Origin of the sequence: Acinetobacter sp. BIGb0102 (genome assembly GCF_003815055.1) — a bacterium.
GTDB lineage: Bacteria > Pseudomonadota > Gammaproteobacteria > Pseudomonadales > Moraxellaceae > Acinetobacter > Acinetobacter vivianii.
The window spans coordinates 253,676-273,568 of record NZ_RKQE01000010.1 but is presented as its reverse complement, the minus strand read 5'-3'; the positions used below and the strand labels follow the sequence as shown (position 1 = coordinate 273,568).

16 protein-coding genes are annotated in these 19,893 nt (G+C 41.4%); 6 read left to right on the top strand and 10 right to left on the bottom strand.

The window, feature by feature from the left end; all coding sequences use genetic code 11:
• Positions 1-62 precede the first annotated feature (62 nt).
• Entirely contained in the window at positions 63-1,049 is a 987-nt protein-coding gene (locus EC846_RS04095; protein WP_123774286.1) for an NAD(P)H-quinone oxidoreductase, read from the top strand.
• 46 nt (positions 1,050-1,095) lie between these two features.
• Here EC846_RS04095 and EC846_RS04090 read toward each other — a convergent pair whose 3' ends face one another.
• On the bottom strand, positions 1,096-2,079 hold the full coding sequence (locus tag EC846_RS04090; RefSeq protein WP_123774285.1) for an NAD(P)H-dependent flavin oxidoreductase: 984 nt from the start codon (positions 2,077-2,079) through the stop codon (positions 1,096-1,098).
• 377 nt (positions 2,080-2,456) lie between these two features.
• Between EC846_RS04090 and EC846_RS04085 the strand changes: the two genes are divergently transcribed.
• Positions 2,457-2,759, top strand: a complete 303-nt coding sequence (locus EC846_RS04085) for a DUF3817 domain-containing protein (RefSeq protein WP_004772263.1) — start codon at positions 2,457-2,459, stop codon at positions 2,757-2,759.
• Between the two features lie 70 nt (positions 2,760-2,829).
• Here the strand turns inward: EC846_RS04085 and EC846_RS04080 are convergent, their stop codons facing one another.
• The 4 genes from EC846_RS04080 to EC846_RS04065 all read right to left on the bottom strand — a co-directional run bounded on the left by EC846_RS04080 (position 2,830) and on the right by EC846_RS04065 (position 7,464).
• Entirely contained in the window at positions 2,830-3,861 is a 1,032-nt protein-coding gene (locus EC846_RS04080; protein ID WP_123774284.1) for a M20/M25/M40 family metallo-hydrolase, read from the bottom strand.
• A gap of 184 nt (positions 3,862-4,045) precedes the next feature.
• Entirely contained in the window at positions 4,046-5,509 is a 1,464-nt protein-coding gene (gene iaaH, locus EC846_RS04075; protein ID WP_123774283.1) for an indoleacetamide hydrolase, read from the bottom strand.
• An 86-nt stretch (positions 5,510-5,595) separates the two neighbouring features.
• The gene (locus EC846_RS04070) at positions 5,596-6,309 is read right to left on the bottom strand and encodes a response regulator transcription factor (protein WP_123774282.1); all 714 of its coding nucleotides are present in this window, start codon (positions 6,307-6,309) and stop codon (positions 5,596-5,598) included.
• A 129-nt stretch (positions 6,310-6,438) separates the two neighbouring features.
• Positions 6,439-7,464, bottom strand: coding sequence for an AraC family transcriptional regulator (locus tag EC846_RS04065; protein WP_123774281.1), 1,026 nt, complete (start codon positions 7,462-7,464; stop codon positions 6,439-6,441).
• 113 nt (positions 7,465-7,577) lie between these two features.
• On the opposite strand from EC846_RS04065, the gene EC846_RS04060 reads away from it, so the two are divergent.
• Both EC846_RS04060 and EC846_RS04055 read left to right on the top strand, forming a co-directional pair.
• Positions 7,578-9,110 carry a flavin-containing monooxygenase gene (locus EC846_RS04060; protein WP_123774280.1) on the top strand — a complete coding sequence of 511 codons (1,533 nt, stop codon included), beginning with the start codon at positions 7,578-7,580 and terminating at the stop codon, positions 9,108-9,110.
• Positions 9,111-9,953 (top strand): SDR family NAD(P)-dependent oxidoreductase, encoded by an 843-nt coding sequence (locus EC846_RS04055; protein WP_123774279.1) that lies wholly within the window; start codon positions 9,111-9,113, stop codon positions 9,951-9,953.
• Positions 9,954-10,026: 73 nt separating this feature from the next.
• Here EC846_RS04055 and EC846_RS04050 read toward each other — a convergent pair whose 3' ends face one another.
• The 3 genes from EC846_RS04050 to EC846_RS04040 are packed head-to-tail and all read right to left on the bottom strand — an operon-like array spanning position 10,027 to position 15,851.
• A complete protein-coding gene (locus tag EC846_RS04050) occupies positions 10,027-11,499 on the bottom strand; it encodes an efflux transporter outer membrane subunit (protein ID WP_123774278.1) in 1,473 nt (490 codons plus the stop codon).
• Complete coding sequence (locus EC846_RS04045; protein WP_123774277.1) at positions 11,496-14,666, bottom strand: efflux RND transporter permease subunit; 3,171 nt, start codon at positions 14,664-14,666, stop codon at positions 11,496-11,498. The genes EC846_RS04050 and EC846_RS04045 overlap by 4 nt, the downstream gene beginning before the upstream one ends.
• Positions 14,667-14,669: 3 nt before the next feature.
• On the bottom strand, positions 14,670-15,851 hold the full coding sequence (locus EC846_RS04040) for an efflux RND transporter periplasmic adaptor subunit (protein ID WP_123774276.1): 1,182 nt from the start codon (positions 15,849-15,851) through the stop codon (positions 14,670-14,672).
• A gap of 277 nt (positions 15,852-16,128) precedes the next feature.
• Here EC846_RS04040 and EC846_RS04035 point away from each other — a divergent pair, with 277 nt between their 5' ends.
• Both EC846_RS04035 and cueR read left to right on the top strand, forming a co-directional pair.
• Positions 16,129-18,612 carry a heavy metal translocating P-type ATPase gene (locus EC846_RS04035; protein WP_123774275.1) on the top strand — a complete coding sequence of 828 codons (2,484 nt, stop codon included), beginning with the start codon at positions 16,129-16,131 and terminating at the stop codon, positions 18,610-18,612.
• A gap of 11 nt (positions 18,613-18,623) precedes the next feature.
• Positions 18,624-19,082 (top strand): Cu(I)-responsive transcriptional regulator, encoded by a 459-nt coding sequence (gene cueR / locus EC846_RS04030; RefSeq protein ID WP_005257759.1) that lies wholly within the window; start codon positions 18,624-18,626, stop codon positions 19,080-19,082.
• Positions 19,083-19,185: 103 nt separating this feature from the next.
• Here cueR and EC846_RS04025 read toward each other — a convergent pair whose 3' ends face one another.
• Together EC846_RS04025 and fdx are read right to left on the bottom strand one after the other, a co-directional pair.
• Complete coding sequence (locus EC846_RS04025) at positions 19,186-19,374, bottom strand: heavy-metal-associated domain-containing protein (protein WP_123774561.1); 189 nt, start codon at positions 19,372-19,374, stop codon at positions 19,186-19,188.
• 99 nt (positions 19,375-19,473) lie between these two features.
• The gene (gene fdx, locus EC846_RS04020; protein WP_123774274.1) at positions 19,474-19,815 is read right to left on the bottom strand and encodes an ISC system 2Fe-2S type ferredoxin; all 342 of its coding nucleotides are present in this window, start codon (positions 19,813-19,815) and stop codon (positions 19,474-19,476) included.
• Positions 19,816-19,893: the final 78 nt, after the last annotated feature.

The following is a 19,893-nucleotide window of genomic DNA, read 5'->3' as shown; positions in this document are numbered from 1 at the left end:
ATTCTCATTCTACCACTGCGATTTTACGCAAATTTATAAAATATCGAATAAGGTACAGTCTCATGAAATGTATTACGTTTAACGGTGCGGGTGGCCCCGAAGTCATTACGGTCAGTGAAAGACCAATGCCGGAATTGAGTGATGAAGGAATATTAATCGAAGTGGTTGCCGCTGGTATCAATGGCCCAGATGTGATGCAACGTCAGGGTTTATATGCACCTCCGCCTGGGGTGACTGATATTCCGGGACTGGAAGTTTCAGGCATTGTGAAACAGGTGGGAAAATCTGTCAGCAAATTTAAAGAGGGTGATGAAGTATGCGCCCTCGTCCCTGGCGGTGGCTATGCTGAATACGTTGTCGCTCATCAAGATAATGTTCTTTTTATTCCCGAAGGACTGACTTTGGTGGAAGGCGGTATTTTACTTGAGACCTTTATGACAGTTTGGTCGCACTTGTTCCAGCACGCTAAATTTCGCCCGAATAGTTCGATTTTAATTCATGGTGGTACTTCTGGTATTGGCACGACGGCAACCATGTTGACCCGAGCATTTGGCGCCACACAAATTTTTACTACGGTTTCTAGTGAAGCACATCAAAAAGCCAGTCTGGAACTTGGTGCGGATGTTGCTATTAATTATCACGAAAAAGACTTTGTTGAAGAAGTCAAGAAACATACCGATGGTAAAGGCGTAGACTTCGTACTGGACATTATTGCAGGTGATTATATTCAGCGAAATTATGAAGTTGCCGCGATGAATGGCACCATTTTACAAATTGGTGTATTAAAAGGTCTCGCGCAGAATCTTAATATTTTTCCGATGTTAGCAAAACGCCTGACACATACAGGCGCAACTTTACGCTCACAATCATCCGAAGCCAAAGCGGAAGTGATGTCTGCTTTGCAGGAAAAAGTTTGGCCTTTAATTTCCAAAGGACAAATCAAACCTTTGCTTTATCAATCTTTTGATTTGGAACAGGCTCGTCAGGCCCATGAACTTTTAAATCAGGGTCAACATGTCGGCAAGTTGGCATTAATCGTGAAAAAATAATCTGGTTTTGAAAAGAGCTAAAAGTATTACTTTTAGCTCTTTTTTATCAAATGTTATTTAGCATTAAACGTTGTCTAGCTGCACGATATTCTCTTTCAAGACGATCAACCAGCTCGGCAACAGATGTGGTTGATTTCACCGCATTTAGGCCTTGCCCACATCCCCAGATGTCTCGCCACGCTTTCACTTTATGCTGTGTGCCATCTTCACTGGAAGTACTAAAATCCATGTCCTTCAAATTACCTTCGGGCAAATTGGCTGGATCAAGCCCTGCTGCACGAATACTTGGTGCTAAATAGTTGCCATGTACGCCAGTAAATAAGTTGGAATAGACAATTTCATCTGAATTATGATCAACGATGGCCTGTTTATAAGCATCCGTTGCATTGGCTTCATGAGTTGCGATAAATGCAGAGCCAATATAACCAAAATCAGCACCCATCGCTTGCGCTGCCAAAATCGCATCCCCTGTAGAAATTGCTCCAGATAAAGCTAAAGGCCCATCAAACCATTCTCGGATTTCCTGAATTAATGGAAATGGGCTCTTTACGCCTGCATGTCCACCTGCACCTGCGGCTACTGCAATTAAGCCATCAGCACCTTTTTCTATGGCTTTTTGGGCAAAGCGATTATTAATCACATCATGCAAGACTACGCCACCATAACTATGCGTTGCATCATTAATTTCAGTTCGAGCGCCCAAAGAGGTAATCACAATCGGAACTTTGTATTTAACAATCAGTTCCATGTCATGTTCGAGACGATTATTACTTTTATGCACAATCTGGTTAATCGCAAATGGCGCTGCGGGACGGTCTGGGTGTAAGGCATTATGTTCTGCAATTCCGTCTGTAATCTCTTTTAACCATTCCTCCAGCTTTTCTGCTGGACGTGCATTTAGCGCAGGCATTGAGCCAACGATTCCAGCTTTACATTGAGCAAGCACCAGTTGAGGTGTGCTAATGATAAATAATGGAGATCCTATAACAGGAAGTCTTAAGTGCTTGAGTACTTCTGGAATGTTTGACATGAAATATGCCCTTTTTAAGATAAATTTTTATTTCAATACGCTCATCAAGCCATTTAAATCATCAACGCCTGATTTTGACTTCACCTGATCATATCGGGACAAACATTTTTATGCAACAAGTTGCATAGCATCAATCTATGAAAGAATTTTATGAATCAGGTTTGCATACTAGAAATTTACATAAGGTATTGAAATTTATTGTATAAAAATAAGGATATCAACCAGTCCGCTTAAAATTTATCACTTAGCTCAATACAGTTAATTGCTTAAATATACTTATCTTTCAATTCTGTTACCCAGTCTCTCAAGGTGATGAGCGATAAAGATGGTATGCTTCAGTCATTTTTATGGTTTTATTAATCTCCTGAGACGATGTTATGAGTGCTACCACCCAAAAATTGCAACGTTTACGTTTGGCTTCCATTCTTGAGGCTGTGACTTTATTACTTCTATTTGCCGTTGCGATTCCTGTTAAATACGCATTTGACCTGCCTGTTGCCACCAAAATTATGGGGCCAATCCACGGCGTAGCATTTCTTTTCTATTTGTGGAATTTGATCAGCACGGCTGCGGTATGGTCAAAAGCTGAATTGCTCCGATTATTTATTCTGGCGTTTATTCCTTTTGGTGGCTTCTTTAATGAAAAGTATATCGCTCAGCGACAAGCCAAGCTTAAATAGAAATACGAAGATTTATATAAAAAAGGAAATCACGCGATTTCCTTTTTTGTTGCGTACAACACGCTCAAATTTAATTTTTATCGAGTGATTTTAATAAATGAATGACGGCATCAGCTGCCAGTTGCATTGACTTTGGATCAACTTGTTCAATGGTGTCACATGCTTTGTGATAGCACGGTGCGAACTCAAGCTCGTCTCCTTTCATTTGTTCATTAAACAAGATGACAGCAGTCACTGGAATTTTACCTAAAAACGGAGCCGTATCACTTGCGGTTAAGGTGGAGACATCTTCTTTAATTTTTAGATTTTTAGTTTTAAAAAATTCTTTGAGCGTATTCTCTAAGGCTAAGTCACCTCTATGGCTTGGAAGACTGCGTAAACCATCGAGTAAAGGCTTATAGTCCTGCTCCTGCATGCCACGTTCTTTTAACATTTTTTCCATCTCGTCTACAGATGATTTATCCCCATCTGCAATCAAGATTTCAGGGTCTTTGGTGCCAACCATATCCAAGTTGATATAGGCTTTAATCGCTTTTAATTGCTCGGCAGTCAGTTTTTCCACATAAGCTTGAGAGCCTGCGATTCCCACTTCTTCTGAATCCCAAAACGCCAGATAAATAGTATGTTTAGGCTTTATTTTTTGAGTCGACAATTGTGTCATCAACTCAAGTAATAAGGCGACACCAGAAGCATTGTCATTTATGCCAGGTCCCATTTTGACCGAGTCATAATGCGCCCCCAGTAAAATAATATTTTGTTTTGACTCTCCCGGAATCTCCACAATAATATTCTGGCCTTTGGTCTTTTCACGATTTTCGAAAGTCTGAACCTCTGTACTAAAACCTGCTTTCTTGGCTTGATCTAAAATGTAATCTGCACTTGCTAAGCCGCCTTGTGTGCCCACTGCACGATTGCCACCATGCTGTTTGGCAATTTGTTCAAAAGCATGTAAGTGCGTCATCATCTGTGCTGCATCCAGTTTTAAACTAGATTGATTCACATCTTCAGTTTTTTCTTTGGAATGTTGCTGGTTTTTTTGACAGCCACTGATTGCAAATAGGCTACTTAAAATACATATACCTAAAATTTTCTTTAAAAACATAAGATAAAATTAAACCAATTTTTTTATAAAGTCAGTCTAATACTAGTTTTGCACCTGTGTATTTGCCATTTCAATTTGTATCCGTTTCACTTATCGATTGAGCCACAATGCTATCATTGCTTATTTTCAGTAATATAAAACCCGTCTTCAATTAAACGGGCGATGTACTGAAAATGAAGTTATGTTAGCGATTATTTAAGCTGCTAAAAATCTGTTCCAGCGCTTGTCCAATTGCCAGAAGTTGCTGGTCCGTATGAGGTAAGCCATCGATTTCCAGTGCCACAGGAAGTTGTGATTTTTTCCCTCGACCAATGGGTAAACTAAGCCCCGGCAAGCCAATATTACTGCCCGGATCGGTATTACGAATCAGTCTTTGGAAAAGTTCAATGGAGCTAACCTGCTCATCCGCAAGCGGTGCCACAATCGGCGAGGTTGGAAAAATCAAAGCATCAAGTTGATGATTCTCAAAGGTTGTTTGATAGAGCGCTAGCAGTTGTGGTTGAGCTTCCTGAATCGCCTTTTGATACAAGGGTTGAACGGGTACAGATTGCTCCGTTTCGTCCATGATCATTTCAGGTAATATATTTTGTTGAAAAATATGTTTTACATCTGGACTGGAAATCTGCTCGACTAGAGCTTCAAAACTCATCTCAATCTCATGATGTTTCAAATACTCAATCAGGTCATATTTACCTTCATAAATCACCAAAGGAAATGAAATATTCTGGTTGAGCTGAGCCAAATCTAGCATATCCACGGGAATAATTTCGATAGCCGCGGTTTTTAACAGTTGCAGTGCTGTATGTGCCTGTTCGTGGACATCTTCATCCAGATTCTCCCAAAAATAGGCATTGATTCCGAGTCTGATCGGTCGTGCAGGCAATGCAATAGGCTGAGTTGATGGTGCAATTAACTGATCAATCAAAATAATATCAGCCATACAATGCGCTATAGGCCCTGCTGTATCACGTGTATGCGAAATCGGGGTGATATCTGCTTGAGCATAGCGTCCAACCGTTGGACGGAATCCAACACAACCATTTAAGGCACTCGGTAATCGGACAGATGCACCTGTATCGGTTCCGATGGCAATTGGCACCATTCCTGCGGCAACTGCAACGGCACTGCCAGAAGAAGAACCGCCTGCAATATGTGAAGGATTAACCGCATTACGCGTGCCAATCACACCGTCAATATGCATGGCGGTGTTATAACCTGTCACACCAAATGCCAATTCATGCATATGAGCTTTACCAACAATAATCGCCCCTTGATCAATCAGGGCCTGAATCACTGGTGCTGTGGTTTTGGGTCTGAAATCTGCCAAGGCTGGTGTTCCCGCTGTATTAGAAAAACCTGCGACATGAATATTATCCTTTACGGCAAGCAAGACCCCGATCAAGGCAGGACAAGCATGGCCCTCACGGATAGATTGATCCCAAAATTGTGCTTGCCGAATAGCTGCTGCTTTATCCGTCTGAATAAAAGCATTTAAGGCTTGCTGCTTTTCAATGTTGTCAAAATAGTGGTGGACGAGTTGTTCGCAAGTGACTTTCCGCTCTTGTACCAGACGGGTAATTTCGCCAATGGTGGCTTTATTCAGGTGAATAATTTGATCCGAATTTACTTTTTCATTCATGTTTAGCATAGTGACTTAAAATCCATTTAAGTAATTGTTTTGCTAATTTAGTACAGTTGTAAATTCCGGGGATATCCTCAAAATTGAGGAATGAATTAACAATAGATGAGCCTCGCCATTTCGGTACGATTATGGCAACCCATTTTTTGCATGGCGTTTTTAAGATGCGTCCTGACCGTGGTGAAGCCAATATCCAGTAAATTGGCAACGTACTTATCGCTTAATCCTTTCGCCACTAACGTTGCAACCTCCTGCTCGCGTGGAGTTAAACAATACTGAGTGGATAAATCCATTGCTAAGGCTTGGGTCAGATAAGATTCCAGTAAATTAAGGATTCTTTTCTCCCGCTCACTGAACATGGTTGAATCTTTGGCACGCCAAATGCGTAGGTCTCCGATATCCATACCATTTCGAACAAAATAAACATTCAGACCATGATACAAACCATAAGGTTTTAAAAACTCATTGTAATAATCGGTTTTCTTGAGCGCGGAAAGAGAAATGATTTCATGAACAAAGGTTGGATGTTGTCGCTGTCGAAGTTGGGTTGTGATCGGATCATTATATTGCCAGATTTGGTCATATTCCGTGATGGCTTTGGGATCAATTTGCCACATGATGCCTTTTCTGGATAAATGATGTTTAGCATCCCATATATAAGATGCTGCAAAATCAGCACGTAACAAGGTCGCAATATCTGCAATGATCGTTTCGCGTAAGCTTTCCTGTCCTTTTTGCGCGCCTAATTTCCAAAGTATTTCGGAAAAAAGCGTAAACTCCGATGGACTTAAATCGTGTTCTAAAAGCATAGATTGACCGTTTTATTAAAAATGATGCATAAAAATATTTTTGTTATCCAGATTTAAATCTAAACTGATTCCATTCAGCAGGCTGAAAAAACAACCAACTACTTTTATAGATCAATACACTGTAAATTTCTATACTTTATTTTTTAATCGGTTTGCATGCGGGGTGTTGCCATACCAGCGTTTGTAGGCATGAATGAAACTGGCAGGCTCTGCATAGCCTAACCATTCAGAAATTTGCTCAATGGAGGTTTGGGTTAAAGACAAATAATAGTCTGCAAGAATTTTTCGAACCTCTTCCCTGATCTGGAGAAATGTCACCTGCTCTTGGGACAAATAACGGCGCAAGGTACGTGAATTTAAGTGCAATCGATCCGCAACGTCCTCCATAGACGGGATTTGCCCTTTATTATTCATCAATACTTGCTGAACCTGATGGGTATATTTCTTTTGTGATTGTCGTTTATCCAGCGTCTGTCGACATTGTTCTTCTGCAGCATGTAACACCAGTTCATTGGCCATACTCAACTTCTGATCTATTTTTTCTGCGTTTAGGACAATAAGGTTTTTTAATCCGCCAAATTCTGGGGTAACGCCAAATAACGCGGTATAAGGCTGCATTTCTCCCCGAAGCGGAAAAGAAAATACTACTTTTTGGCAGAGATGAGCCCGCATCAAATCGCGTTGCACGGTAATGAGTGCGGCCACATCTCGTTCAATAATAAATGGCCATAACGTTTTTGGAATCCCTTCATCTACCACAATTTCAATTAGAACACTCTGGGTCTCGGCTTGTTCCGATACCACAAACTGGCTAAAAGCAAAGGATAAGGGAAAATAGGCCAATGCAAAGTTCAAAGCTTCACGAATATTGGCACTACTGATCAAAGCCAGTCCTAAAGAGCCAAAAGTCGTAAAGTGATAACGTGTTCCGATTTCCAGCCCTAGCAAAGGCCGTTGTCCGAATTTTTCTACCAGATTGCGGATCAGTTGTAATTCTTGCTGGCCTGTCACCAGTGTATTGGGATCAAGCAATTGCTGTTGTTCTAAGCCTGTTCCTTTCAGAATCTGGTGATGGCTGACCCCGAACTCTGCGGCAAAATCAGCCATCAGGCGAACACTATGGATACTTCGTTCATAGGTCCATAAGTATTTCAAGCGTCTTCTCCATGTCCGCTAATCACAATATTTTGTCCTCATCCATCCTCTAAATCAATGCATGAAACGATTATTCTGCATGTAATACATGATAATTTTCACTTGAGTCAGTTATGTTGAAACAACAATTATCTTCAAATAAGAATATTCGTATCGCCATTATCGGCACAGGCTTTGGCGGATTAGGTCTGGCTATTCAGCTCAAACTTGCTGGATTTGAACAATTTACCTTATTTGAAAAAGCCAATGATGTCGGTGGTGTCTGGCGTGACAATACCTATCCCGGTGCAGCCTGTGACGTGCCTTCTCATCTGTATTCCTTTTCTTTTGAGCAGGAACTGGGTTGGAAAAACCGTTATGGCTCATCACAGGAAATTCATCAATACTTAAAACATTGCACAGAAAAATATCAACTGTACCCGCATATCCAGTTTAATACTGAAATTGCCAGCGCTGATTTTGATGCGACTCAAGGCGTTTGGCATATCCAGAGTTTAACTGGAGAAAAATTTGAGGCGGAATTTCTAATTGCCGCGGTTGGTCAGCTCAACCGCCCTGCGTATCCGAAAATTAAAGGTCTGGACAATTTCAAAGGCAAAGCTTTCCATTCGGCGCGCTGGGATCATGACGATGACCTGAATAATAAGCGTGTCGCAGTCATTGGGACAGGTGCCAGTGCGATCCAGTTTGTACCAGAGATCGTCAAGCAAGTGGCGCATTTAGATATTTATCAACGTTCTGCTCCTTACGTTATTCCAAAACCAGACCGTGTATATTCAAAACTGGAACGAAAAGCATTTCAAAAACTTCCCATTTTGCAAAGCCTTGATCGCGTATTTCAATATAGCTATAACGAGATTCGCCTCAAAAGCTTTACCGCAACCTTAAATGAGATTCCATTAGCTGAATATATTTTCCAGCGACATATCCGTGAAGAAGTTAAAGATCCGCATTTTCGTCATCGTCTGATGCCTGATTATCCGATTGGCTGTAAACGAATTTTGATTTCAAATCATTGGTACCGTAGTCTGATTCGTCCTAATGTTGAGGTCATCAATACCGCAATTCAGGAAGTCACTGAAAATGGTATTGTCGATAAAGATGGCAAATTACGCGAAGTAGATACCATTATTTATGGAACAGGATTTGCCGCAACCGAGTTTATGGCACCGATGCAAATCACAGGACTCAAAGGTAAAAAATTAAAAGACCAATGGGCCGATGGTGCTGAAGCTTATTTGGGCTTAACCGTGAATGGCTTCCCGAATTTCTTTATGTTGTATGGCCCGAACACCAATCTTGGTCATAACTCAATCGTCTATATGATTGAAAGTCAGGTGAACTATATTCTGGATGCAATTCAGGCACATATTCGCAATCAGCTTTGCTTTACAGATATTAAGGCTGAAATCCAGACACAGTTTAATCAGGAAATTCAGGAGCGCATGAAATCAACCATGTGGTCACAAGGTTGCACCAGCTGGTATCAAACTGCGACAGGAAAAAATACCAATAACTGGCCCGGCTTCACATTGGAATATCGTCAGCGTACCCGTCGTTTCGATCTGGAAAATTATCATCAGGTCGCAAAGTCAGATCATACTCATGTTCAGCCACAACTTTTAGAACAACAAATGGCAGTTTAAATGAAAACATTTCATAACAAGGTCGCAGCCATTACAGGCGCTGGTTCAGGGATTGGTCAAGCACTTGCGGTTGCGTTGGCAAAACAAGGCTGCCATCTGGCTTTATCTGATGTAAATGAACTGGGTCTAGCCAAGACACAGAATCTATTAAAAACATATCCAGTCAAAGTCAGCACACAGGTGGTCGATGTAGCCAATCGACAAGAAATGGCAAATTGGGCTAAAAAGATTGCTGAACAGCATCAGCAGGTCAACCTGATCTTTAATAATGCGGGTGTGGCTATGGGCAGTACCGCGGAAGGTGTTAGCTATGATGATCTTGAATGGCTGATCGGGATTAATTTCTGGGGTGTGGTTTATGGCACCAAAGAGTTCCTACCTTACCTGAAACAGAGTGGTGACGGTCATATCATCAATATTTCCAGCATGTTTGGTTTGACAGCGCAACCAACACAAAGTGCTTATAATGCCAGTAAGTTCGCAGTTCGTGGCTTTACCGAATCTTTACGGCAAGAACTGGATATACAAGGTTCAGGTGTCAGTGCAACGTGTGTGCATCCCGGCGGGATTCGCACCAATATTGTTAAAGCTGCCCGTATTAATAATAGTGTTGAAATTTTAGGGTTAGACCCAGCAAACAGTCAGGCTGCTTTTGACAAAATACTGAGAACCTCTGCCGATGAGGCAGCAAAACAAATCCTGACAGCCGTGCGCAAAAATAAACGTCGTTTATTGATTGGTGCAGATGCAAAAGCAGTTGATATCTTGCAACGGATTTTGCCACAAGGATATCAAAAGATTTTTGCGACAGCCTCTACCCTACAAGCCCGATTCTTCTCATAAATAAAATGTGTATGGTGATCGGCCATTCGCTGGGTGTATGAATGGTCGATCTATCAGTCACTTTCGAGTTACTTTATTTTAAAGTCTTCATATTTTCCTGCCAGCCACCTCCTAATGCCTTGTAAAGACGAATTAAATTATGTGAACGCTCTAAACGAGTTTGTATTAAGACTTGTTGAGCCTCATATAGACTTCTTTGTGAGTCCAGTACAGCTAAATAATTATCTTCACCAGCTTTGAAGCGTAAATTTGCTAAACGATATGCATCTTGACTGGCCTCAACCATTTGATGCTGTGCTTCGATTTGTTCCTCTAGTGTTTTTTTCCCGGCCAAGCCATCTGCAACCTCACGGAAAGCTTGCTGGATCGTCTGATCATAATGTGCTACCTCAACTTTTTTCATAATATAAGAACGATCAAGGTGGGATTGATTCAAGCCAGCATTAAAAACAGGAATATTAATCTTTGGTATAAAGCTCCAGGCACCTGTTCCTGCAGAGAAAAGTTGATCTAGACTTGAGCTTGCTGTACCGGCAGAGCCCGTGAGTGTAATCGATGGGAAGAAAGCAGCACGAGCAGCGCCAATATTTGCATTGGCCGCGAGTAGCCTATGCTCTGCGGCTCGGATATCGGGGCGTCGTTTTAAAAGTTCAGATGGTAGAGCGACAGCAAGATCATGCATGATAATGTTATCTGAGAAAGACGTTGTCTGTTCTAATTGGTCTAATAAATTTTGTGTTGGCGGAGAACCAATTAATAAAATCAGTGCATTACGATCTTGCGCTACAAGGCGTAAGAATTTTAAATAATGGGTTTGTGCTGTACGCAAAGCCATTTCGGACTGACGTAAATCAAACCGAGTTGCTTGTCCAGCATTCAACATTTTCTGAATTAACTCATAGCTTTGTTGTTGTGTCGCCAAAGTTGAACGCGCCAGATTTAAACATTCCTGATCAGCTTTGTAAATAAGATAAGTAGTAGCAATAGTAGAGATCAAGCTTAATTGAGAAGCAATTTGGTTTTCTTTAGAGGCAAAATAATGATGCAAAGCTTGATCTTTAAGACTACGCACTCTTCCCCATAAATCTACTTCCCAGGCTATAGTCGTCCCTCCTAACTGATATAAACGTGGAATATGAGCTATATCAGTAGGTAAGTGCTGTCTGCTAAATTCCATTGAAATATTTAAATTGGGGAAAATATCGGCTCGACGAATTCGATATTGGGCCTGAATTGCTTCAACATTTAAGGTTGCAACTTTCATATCATGATTGTTTTTTAAGCCATGCACGATCAGTTGCTGTAGAACAGAATCTTGATAGAAGTTACGCCAGCCAATATCATTCATAGCGCCTGTTTTTGTGCTCGCATAATCCTTCACAGGATAAGCTTCACCAGTTGGATAGTGCGACGGTACTGTAACTGGAGGCTTTTCATAAGGTGGTATCATAGTGCAACCTGCGAGTAAGGCCAGCACTATGACACTCCCCATTTTTGCCATAAAGAAATGTTGAAGATTATGTAGAGGACTAATTAGTTTTTTCATTTCAAAGTCTCCCGTCTAGATGAGAGATTTTTTTCTCTATGAACAATAAAGTTGCGGATGGTGACATAGAAGACTGGCGTAAAGATTAAGCCAAACAGAGTTACACCTAACATTCCAGAGAAAACAGCAACCCCCATAGCTTGTCGCATTTCAGCACCTGCACCTGTTGCCAAGACCAGCGGTAATACACCCGCAATAAATGCGATTGAAGTCATTAAAATAGGCCGTAATCTTAAGCGGGCTGCCTCTAACACTGCCTCTGTAGGGCTTGCTCCTACTTGTTCTTTGGCTCGTGCAAACTCAACAATTAAAATGGCGTTTTTAGCTGCTAAACCAACCAGTACCACAAATCCTATTTGAGTGAAAATATTATTATCACCGCCTGCTATCCATACGCCAACAATTGCAGATAAAAGTGCCATTGGCGCGATCAGAAGAACAGCAAATGGCATCGACCAACTGTTATATTGAGCTGCCAAAAATAGGAACGCCAATATTACTGCCAGCAAAAAGACCCATATGGCTGTATTTCCTATATTTTTCTCCTGATATACCAGATCTGTCCATTCATAGTCCATACCCTGAGGTAAGGTCTCCTGAACAATTTTTTCTATTGCATCTGTTGCTTGTCCAGATGAATAGCCTGGTGCAGCACTACCACTGATATCCGCTGATGGAAAACGATTATAATGCATGACGCGATCAGGCCCTGAACTACGGGTGATCGTGACAAAAGTCGAAAGTGGAATCATTTCACCTGCTAAATTCCTTACTTTCAATAAATTAATACTTTCGGGTTGCATACGAAAAGGTGAGTCTGCTTGTGCAACTACCCGATAAGTACGGCCAAACCGGTTAAAATCATTAACATATAAAGAACCTAAATTAATTTGTAGTGTTTCAAAGATATCTGTTAATACAATGCCTTGAGATTTTGCTTTAACCCGATCGATCTCTACCTCAATTTGTGGAGCATTTGATTGAAAACTCGCTAACATTCCAGCAAGTTCTGGGGCTTTAGATGCTTTTGCCATAATTTCAGCTTGTACTTTTGCTAAGGTTTCAAAGCCTAAACCAGCACGATCTTCTATCTGTAATTTAAAACCACCCATTGAACCAAGGCCTGGAACTGGCGGCGGTGGAAATATTCCTGCAAAACCATCAGGAATCTGGCTGAATTTCGCCATCAAGCGATTAGCAATGGCATTTGCTGAAAGTGAAGGATCTTTTCGATCTTCAAACGGATCTAGCATAGCAAAAAGAACAGCCGAGTTCGGGACATTTACAGGACCATTTGGGGTATATCCAGGGAAAGCCATAACACTTTCCACACCAGGTTCTTTCAAAGCTATTTCGGTCATTTTTCTCACCACTACTTCGGTTCGATCCAAAGAGGCCCCTGACGGCAATTGGGCAATACCAACCAGATAATACTTATCCTGCGCTGGTACAAATCCTGCAGGAACTTTATTGAAGCCTAACCAGGTTAATGCCAGAAAACCTGTATATAAAACAAATAAAATGGTACTGAAACGTATACCTTTTTGTATGATCTTCACATATTTTTCAGAGGCAATATCAAAGATATTATTGAAGCTCTTAAAGAATCCACCAGATAATTTGTCTGTAATATAGGTAAAACGACTTTTTTTAATATCTTTACCATGTGCTTTTAATAATATTCCAGCTAAGGCTGGTGAAAGTGTTAACGAATTAAGAGCAGATAATATTGTCGAGATCGCAATCGTTAATGCAAACTGCCTATAAAACTCACCTTGCAGTCCAGTAAGAAAAGCAGATGGAATAAATACTGCTGATAACACAGCTGTAATCGCGATAATTGGACCTGTAACCTCTGTCATCGCTTTACGTGCGGCTTCTTTCGGTTCTTCTCCTAGAGCAATATGCCGCTCGACATTCTCAACAACAACAATTGCATCATCAACCACTATTCCGATTGAAAGTACTAGACCAAATAAGGTCAATGTATTCAATGAGAAACCCAGATAATACATTACTGCAAATGTACCTATTAATGAGACAGGTACTGCAATTAAAGGGATGATGGAAGCACGCCATGTTTGTAAAAATAAAATAACAACGATAACGACTAACGCAATCGCTTCTAACAAGGTGGCAAGAACGGATTTAAGAGAAGCTTTGACAAAAAGGTTTGGGTCATAAGGAATCTTATATTCAACTCCCTCAGGGAAATGCTGTTGCAGACTTGCCATTTTTTGGCGGACTTTACTCGACACTTCGAGTGCATTCGCTCCAGGTGCTGTAAATATCTGCATCGCTGCGGTAGGATTACCGTCATGCAGTGCACGTAAAGTATAAGAATCCGAACCAAGTTCTATCTGTGCAATATCTCCTAAACGTGTGATTTGTCCAGACTCACCTACTTTTATAACGATATCTTTAAACTGCTGTTCAGTGGTCAGTCTTCCGAGTGTATTTACTGTGATTTGATAGGCTGAAGAGGTATCTGGCTGTTGGCCAATGGAACCTGCAGCAACCTGAATATTTTGTTCACGAATAGACTTGACCACATCATTTGCAGTTAAATTTCTATAGGCCAGTTTTTGTGGATCAATCCAGATCCGCATGGCATATTCTCCAGCACCTGTAATAACCACATTACTGACACCAGATAAACGTGCAAGCTCATCACGAATATTTAAAAGTGCATAATTTGCCAAGTAAACTGGATCATGATTTTTACTGGATCGTAAATTTACCACCATCAAAACATCTGGAGATGTTTTTTCTGTGATGACACCTATACGTTGAACTTCCTGAGGTAACCGAGGTAAAGCACGAGAAACTCTATTTTGAACCTGAATTTGTGCTAAATCAGGGTCTGTACCTTGTTTAAAGGTTACTGTAAGAATCATTTTTCCATCGGCGGCTGTTTGGGAACTCATGTACAGCATATTTTCAACCCCATTGACTTCTTGTTCTAACGGAGCTGCAACGGTTTCTGCTATCACTTCTGGATTTGCACCGGGGTAACTTGCCATGACCTGAACCGTTGGAGGGGTAATTGCTGGATATTCACTTAATGGTAATTTAAACAGCGATAACACGCCTAAAATTAAAATCAGTACAGAAATCACGATGGCAAAAATAGGTTTATTAACAAAGAAATGAGGGAAGTTTTTCATTGATTAGTCCCCCTCTTTCATTTTTTGTAGTGGTGTAAAAGCTTTCATTGGAACCATATCGGGGGTAATTTGCATTCCAGGCCCAACTAACCCTTTAATAATAATTTTATCTCCCTTCGCTAAACCACTTTCAATTACACGTAACTGCTCTAGCATAGGGCCTAATTTTACGGGGCGTAATTCAACTTTATTTTCGGCTCCCAATACCAGAACATAATTCTTCCCTTGATCTGTACCCACAGCCTGATCATCAATTAAAATAGTCTGTTTTTTAGGACCCGTTGTTAACTTGATTCGCGCGAACATCCCAGGAGATAGTTCTCCTTTTTCATTGCTGACTGACGCTCTTACTCGGAGTGTACCTGTCTGTTGATCAATCTGATTGCTGATAAAATTAAGCTGACCTATATATGGATAGGTATCTGTATTTGCCAGCCCCATTGCAATAGGTAACTGATATGGGACCGTTTTTCTAAGCTCTTTTAAATCAAGAAAAGTTTTTTCATCTAAGTCAAAATAAACATGTAGAGGATTTACAGAGACAAGTGTTGTAAGCGGTGTAGCATTTGCCATATTCCCCCCAACAATTAGGTTGCCTGCCGTTACCAAAATCCTATCGATCCGTCCAGAGATCGGTGCAGTAATATTGGTATAAGAGAGATCTAGTTTAGCGGCTTGAACAGCAGCTTGAGCTTCTTGAATTTGCGCTTGACGATTATTCTTAGCAGCTAAAGCATCATCATAAATTTTTCTGGAAATCGCTCCACTTTCGACGAGTTTATTGGCCCGATTAAAGTCTGAAACAGCTTGTTGATACTGAATCTCTGTCGCTTTGAGTCTGGCTTCGGCACTATTTAATATGACTTGGAACGGTTCAGGATCGATCTTAAAAAGCAATTGGCCTTTACGAACAGAACCTCCTTCTGGAAAGCTTACACTCTGAATAACCCCACCAATACGAGATTTTAACTCAACTTGCTGTGGTGCTGATAAATAACCTGTATATTCAATAGTAGGATGTACTTCTTCCACAATAACTTCAGCCACAGGTACTTGCGGGAAGTGTGACTCCGTTGCTGGTTCTACTGCTTTAGAGTGATCTGATTTATTTTTGGCGGTATAGATTAATCCGCCCCATATCGTAACGCCTATAACAATAGCAATAGTTGAAATCTGTTTTTTCATGGTGCTTACCTTCATATGTAAGGCTACAGAGTCTTTAATCGGTTTCTGTAGTAATCACCTTGATGCTAGAGTTTCTAATAATTGTAAGGTCAAGCGTCCACAATATATTTTTTAGTAGATCTATTGAGATTTAAAATATTAAATAAAACAAATACTTATTTTTAAATATGAATATTTAATCTTTCTACGCAATAAAAGTTCGTATTACTTCTTGACCTTCCTATAATGTTAAGGTCTATGCTTTAAGCAATCAGAATTAACTCTATAGGTCTTACTTATGGAAACCCAAACAAATACAGAGACTAAAAATATAAAAGTTTCACTTCAAGTTGAAGGAATGACCTGCGCCAGTTGTGTCGGTCGTGTCGAAACTGCCTTAAAAAAAGTTGAAGGTGTACAATCCGCCTCCGTGAATTTAGCCACTGAACGTGCAGATATCACCTTGGCTAAACCGATAGATCGACAAGTACTGATTCAGGCAATTGAGCGAACGGGTTATGACGTCCCTGCCAATACAGTAGAGCTTTCTATTGAGGGGATGACCTGTGCTTCGTGTGTGAGTCGGGTTGAAAAAGCATTGAATGCTGTAGCAGGCGTAAAAACAGCCAATGTCAATCTCGCTACAGAACGTGCGACCGTAAATGGTACGGCCAGTATTGAAAGCCTCATCGCAGCGATTGATAAAGCGGGTTACGATGCCAAAGAAATTCAAGCGGCGGCGCCAGATCAAACAGAACAACTTGAGAAGAAAGATCAGGAAAGAGCTGAACTCAAACGAGACCTGATCCTTGCCACGATTCTGGCCTTACCTGTGTTTATTCTGGAAATGGGTTCTCACCTGATTCCGGGTATTCATCATCTGATTGAACACAGCATTGGGATTCAAAACAGTTGGTACTTGCAATTTGTTTTAACCACTTTAGTCCTGATTATTCCGGGGCGACGTTTTTATAGTAAAGGCATTCCTGCCTTATTCCGTTTAGCACCCGATATGAACTCTTTGGTGGCAGTCGGGACTTTAGCCGCTTATCTCTTCTCACTGGTCGCTACTTTTACACCGACGCTACTGCCAGCAGGAACCGTCAATGTTTACTATGAAGCAGCAGCCGTTATTGTGGCTTTAATCCTATTGGGACGGTTTCTTGAAGCCAAGGCCAAAGGTCGAACTTCGGAAGCAATTCAACGTTTGGTCAGCTTACAGGCAAAAGTTGCTCATGTTTCACGCAATGGTCAAATTATCGACATTCCAATCGATCAAGTGATTGCTGGCGACTTTGTGATGGTGAAACCTGGTGAACGAATCCCTGTCGATGGTGAAGTGGTTGAAGGTCAAAGCTTCGTTGATGAATCCATGATTACAGGCGAGCCTATTCCTGTTGAGAAAAATATTGGCAGTCAGGTGGTGGGCGGAACCATTAACCAAAATGGCAACTTGAGTTTTAAAGCGCTGGCTGTGGGTGGCGACACCATGCTTGCGCAAATTATCCGTCTGGTTGAGCAAGCGCAAGGTTCTAAAATGCCGATTCAGGCAGTGGTTGATAAAGTGACATTATGGTTTGTGCCTGCCGTCATGTTGGCTGCCCTACTAACTTTCCTCGTCTGGCTGATTTTTGGGCCATCACCCGCTTTAACTTTCGCTTTAGTCAATGCTGTTGCGGTACTGATTATCGCATGTCCATGTGCAATGGGATTGGCAACACCTACTTCGATTATGGTCGGTACAGGCCGTGGCGCAGAGTTAGGTGTATTGTTCCGTAAAGGCGAAGCTTTACAACTGCTAAAAGATGCTCAAGTGGTTGCGGTGGATAAAACAGGCACATTAACCGAAGGTCATCCTGTACTGACAGATTTTGAAGTGACTCCCTCTTTTCAACGCGATGAGGTGTTGAGTCTGGTTGCGGCTGTTGAAGCGCGCTCAGAACATCCGATTGCTAAAGCCATTGTCGATGCAGCGAAACAGCAACAACTGGGACTTCCGCAAGTTGAGCGGTTTGAGTCAGTGACAGGTATGGGTGTTGACGCCAGCGTAAATGGTCAGGCCATTCAGATTGGTGCAGATCGCTATATGACTCAAATGGGTATTGATGTTGCACCTTTTGCGGCTACAGCACAACGTTTAGGTGATGAAGGCAAATCGCCACTCTATGTTGCCATTGATGGCGCACTTGCTGGAATTATCGCTGTCGCAGATCCGATTAAAGAATCAACACCAGCAGCCATTCAGGCATTACATCAGCTCGGTTTAAAAGTGGCCATGATTACTGGTGACAATGCGCGTACGGCCCATGCGATTGCCAAACAACTGGGCATCGACGAAGTGATTGCAGAAGTTCTACCTGAAGGCAAAGTCAAAGCAGTACAACAGTTAAAAGCAAAATATGGCAATATTGCCTTTGTCGGTGATGGTATTAATGATGCTCCTGCGCTTGCAGAAGCGGATGTAGGTCTTGCCATTGGTACGGGCACAGATGTTGCGATTGAGTCTGCGGATGTGGTGTTAATGTCAGGCAATCTGCAAGGTGTAGCCAATGCCATTGCTTTATCCAAAGCGACGATTGGCAATATTCACCAGAACCTGTTTTGGGCCTTTGCTTACAATACCCTGTTGATTCCTGTGGCTGCAGGGCTACTCTATCCAGCCTATGGTATCCTGATGTCACCTATCTTTGCAGCGGGTGCGATGGCACTGTCTAGTGTCTTTGTGCTGGGTAATGCATTACGTTTACGTCGTTTCCAGCCACCTTCTACACGCAGCCGCTAATGGAGGATGTTATGAATATTGGTAAAGTATCTCAGGCTTCTGGCGTGACTGCCAAGATGATCCGTTATTACGAGCAGATAGGTTTGATTCCAGCGGCTGGTCGTAGCAATGCGGGTTATCGTTCTTATTCAGATAATGATGTTGAGCGTTTGAAATTTATTAAACGTAGTCGTGAATTGGGCTTCTCCGTAGCAGAAATTACCGATCTGCTGGATTTATGGAACAATCGCAACAGGCATAGCGCGGATGTAAAACATCTGGCTCAGGCACATATCCATAAGTTAGAAGAACGCATTCAGGATTTACAGCAAATGGCGCAAACCTTGCAAACTTTGGTGGATTGCTGCGCTGGTGACAATCGTCCTGACTGTCCAATTCTTGAGGGCTTGAGAGAACCGAGTCATGAAATGAAGGATATCCACCATCATAATGATCTGCTCTCGCTCTCACCTTTAACTGGGCGCAAATAAGATTTATTACAAGGCTATAGACATATGGCCTTTTAATTTTTTAGTATTTTCTTGAAATAAAAAAAAGCGGCTATATCAGCCGCTTTTTTTTATTAGATACAGATTAACGTGGTGGAAAACCTGCTTCTGTTAATGCATCAGCCACTTGCTGTTGTGATGCTGTGGTTTCTACTTTTACACTGCGGTTAGGTGGATCAGTGATGACCTTTGCATTGGCATCCACTTCCTGAATCGCGCGTGTTACGCCACGTGCACAGCCACCACAGGTCATATTTTCTACATAAAATTCCATCATACAACTCCAATCAGATGAGGATATGAACCTAATATAAACGTTCCCATTATAGTAAGGTCAAGACCTTCAGGGATTTAAAATTTAAGAATTATGTGATTAATCCTTTTTTTCTGAAATGTAATTGACTGTATATCTAGGAATCTCTATTTCCAATGAGACTTCTAGAACGCTGACTTGACAGGAAAGACGTGATTCTGAGGTAAGTCCCCAAGCACGATCGAGAAGATCTGCTTCGATATCTCCCATTTCCTGTAAGCTATCAAATCCTTTTTTAATAATTACATGACATGTAGTACATGCCCCTGAAAGATCACAGGCATGTTCGATTTCGATACCATGATCAAGCAAACTCCTACATAAATTTGCACCTTTGTTGATTTCCAGTTCTGAGCCTTCAGGACAGATTTTTTCATGTGGGAGAATCTTTATTTTTGGCATAATTACTACCCTTTTCATCTTTTAAAAAGTCAAAGATCAAACAATAAAAGGCTTGATATCCAAGCCTTTTATTATCAA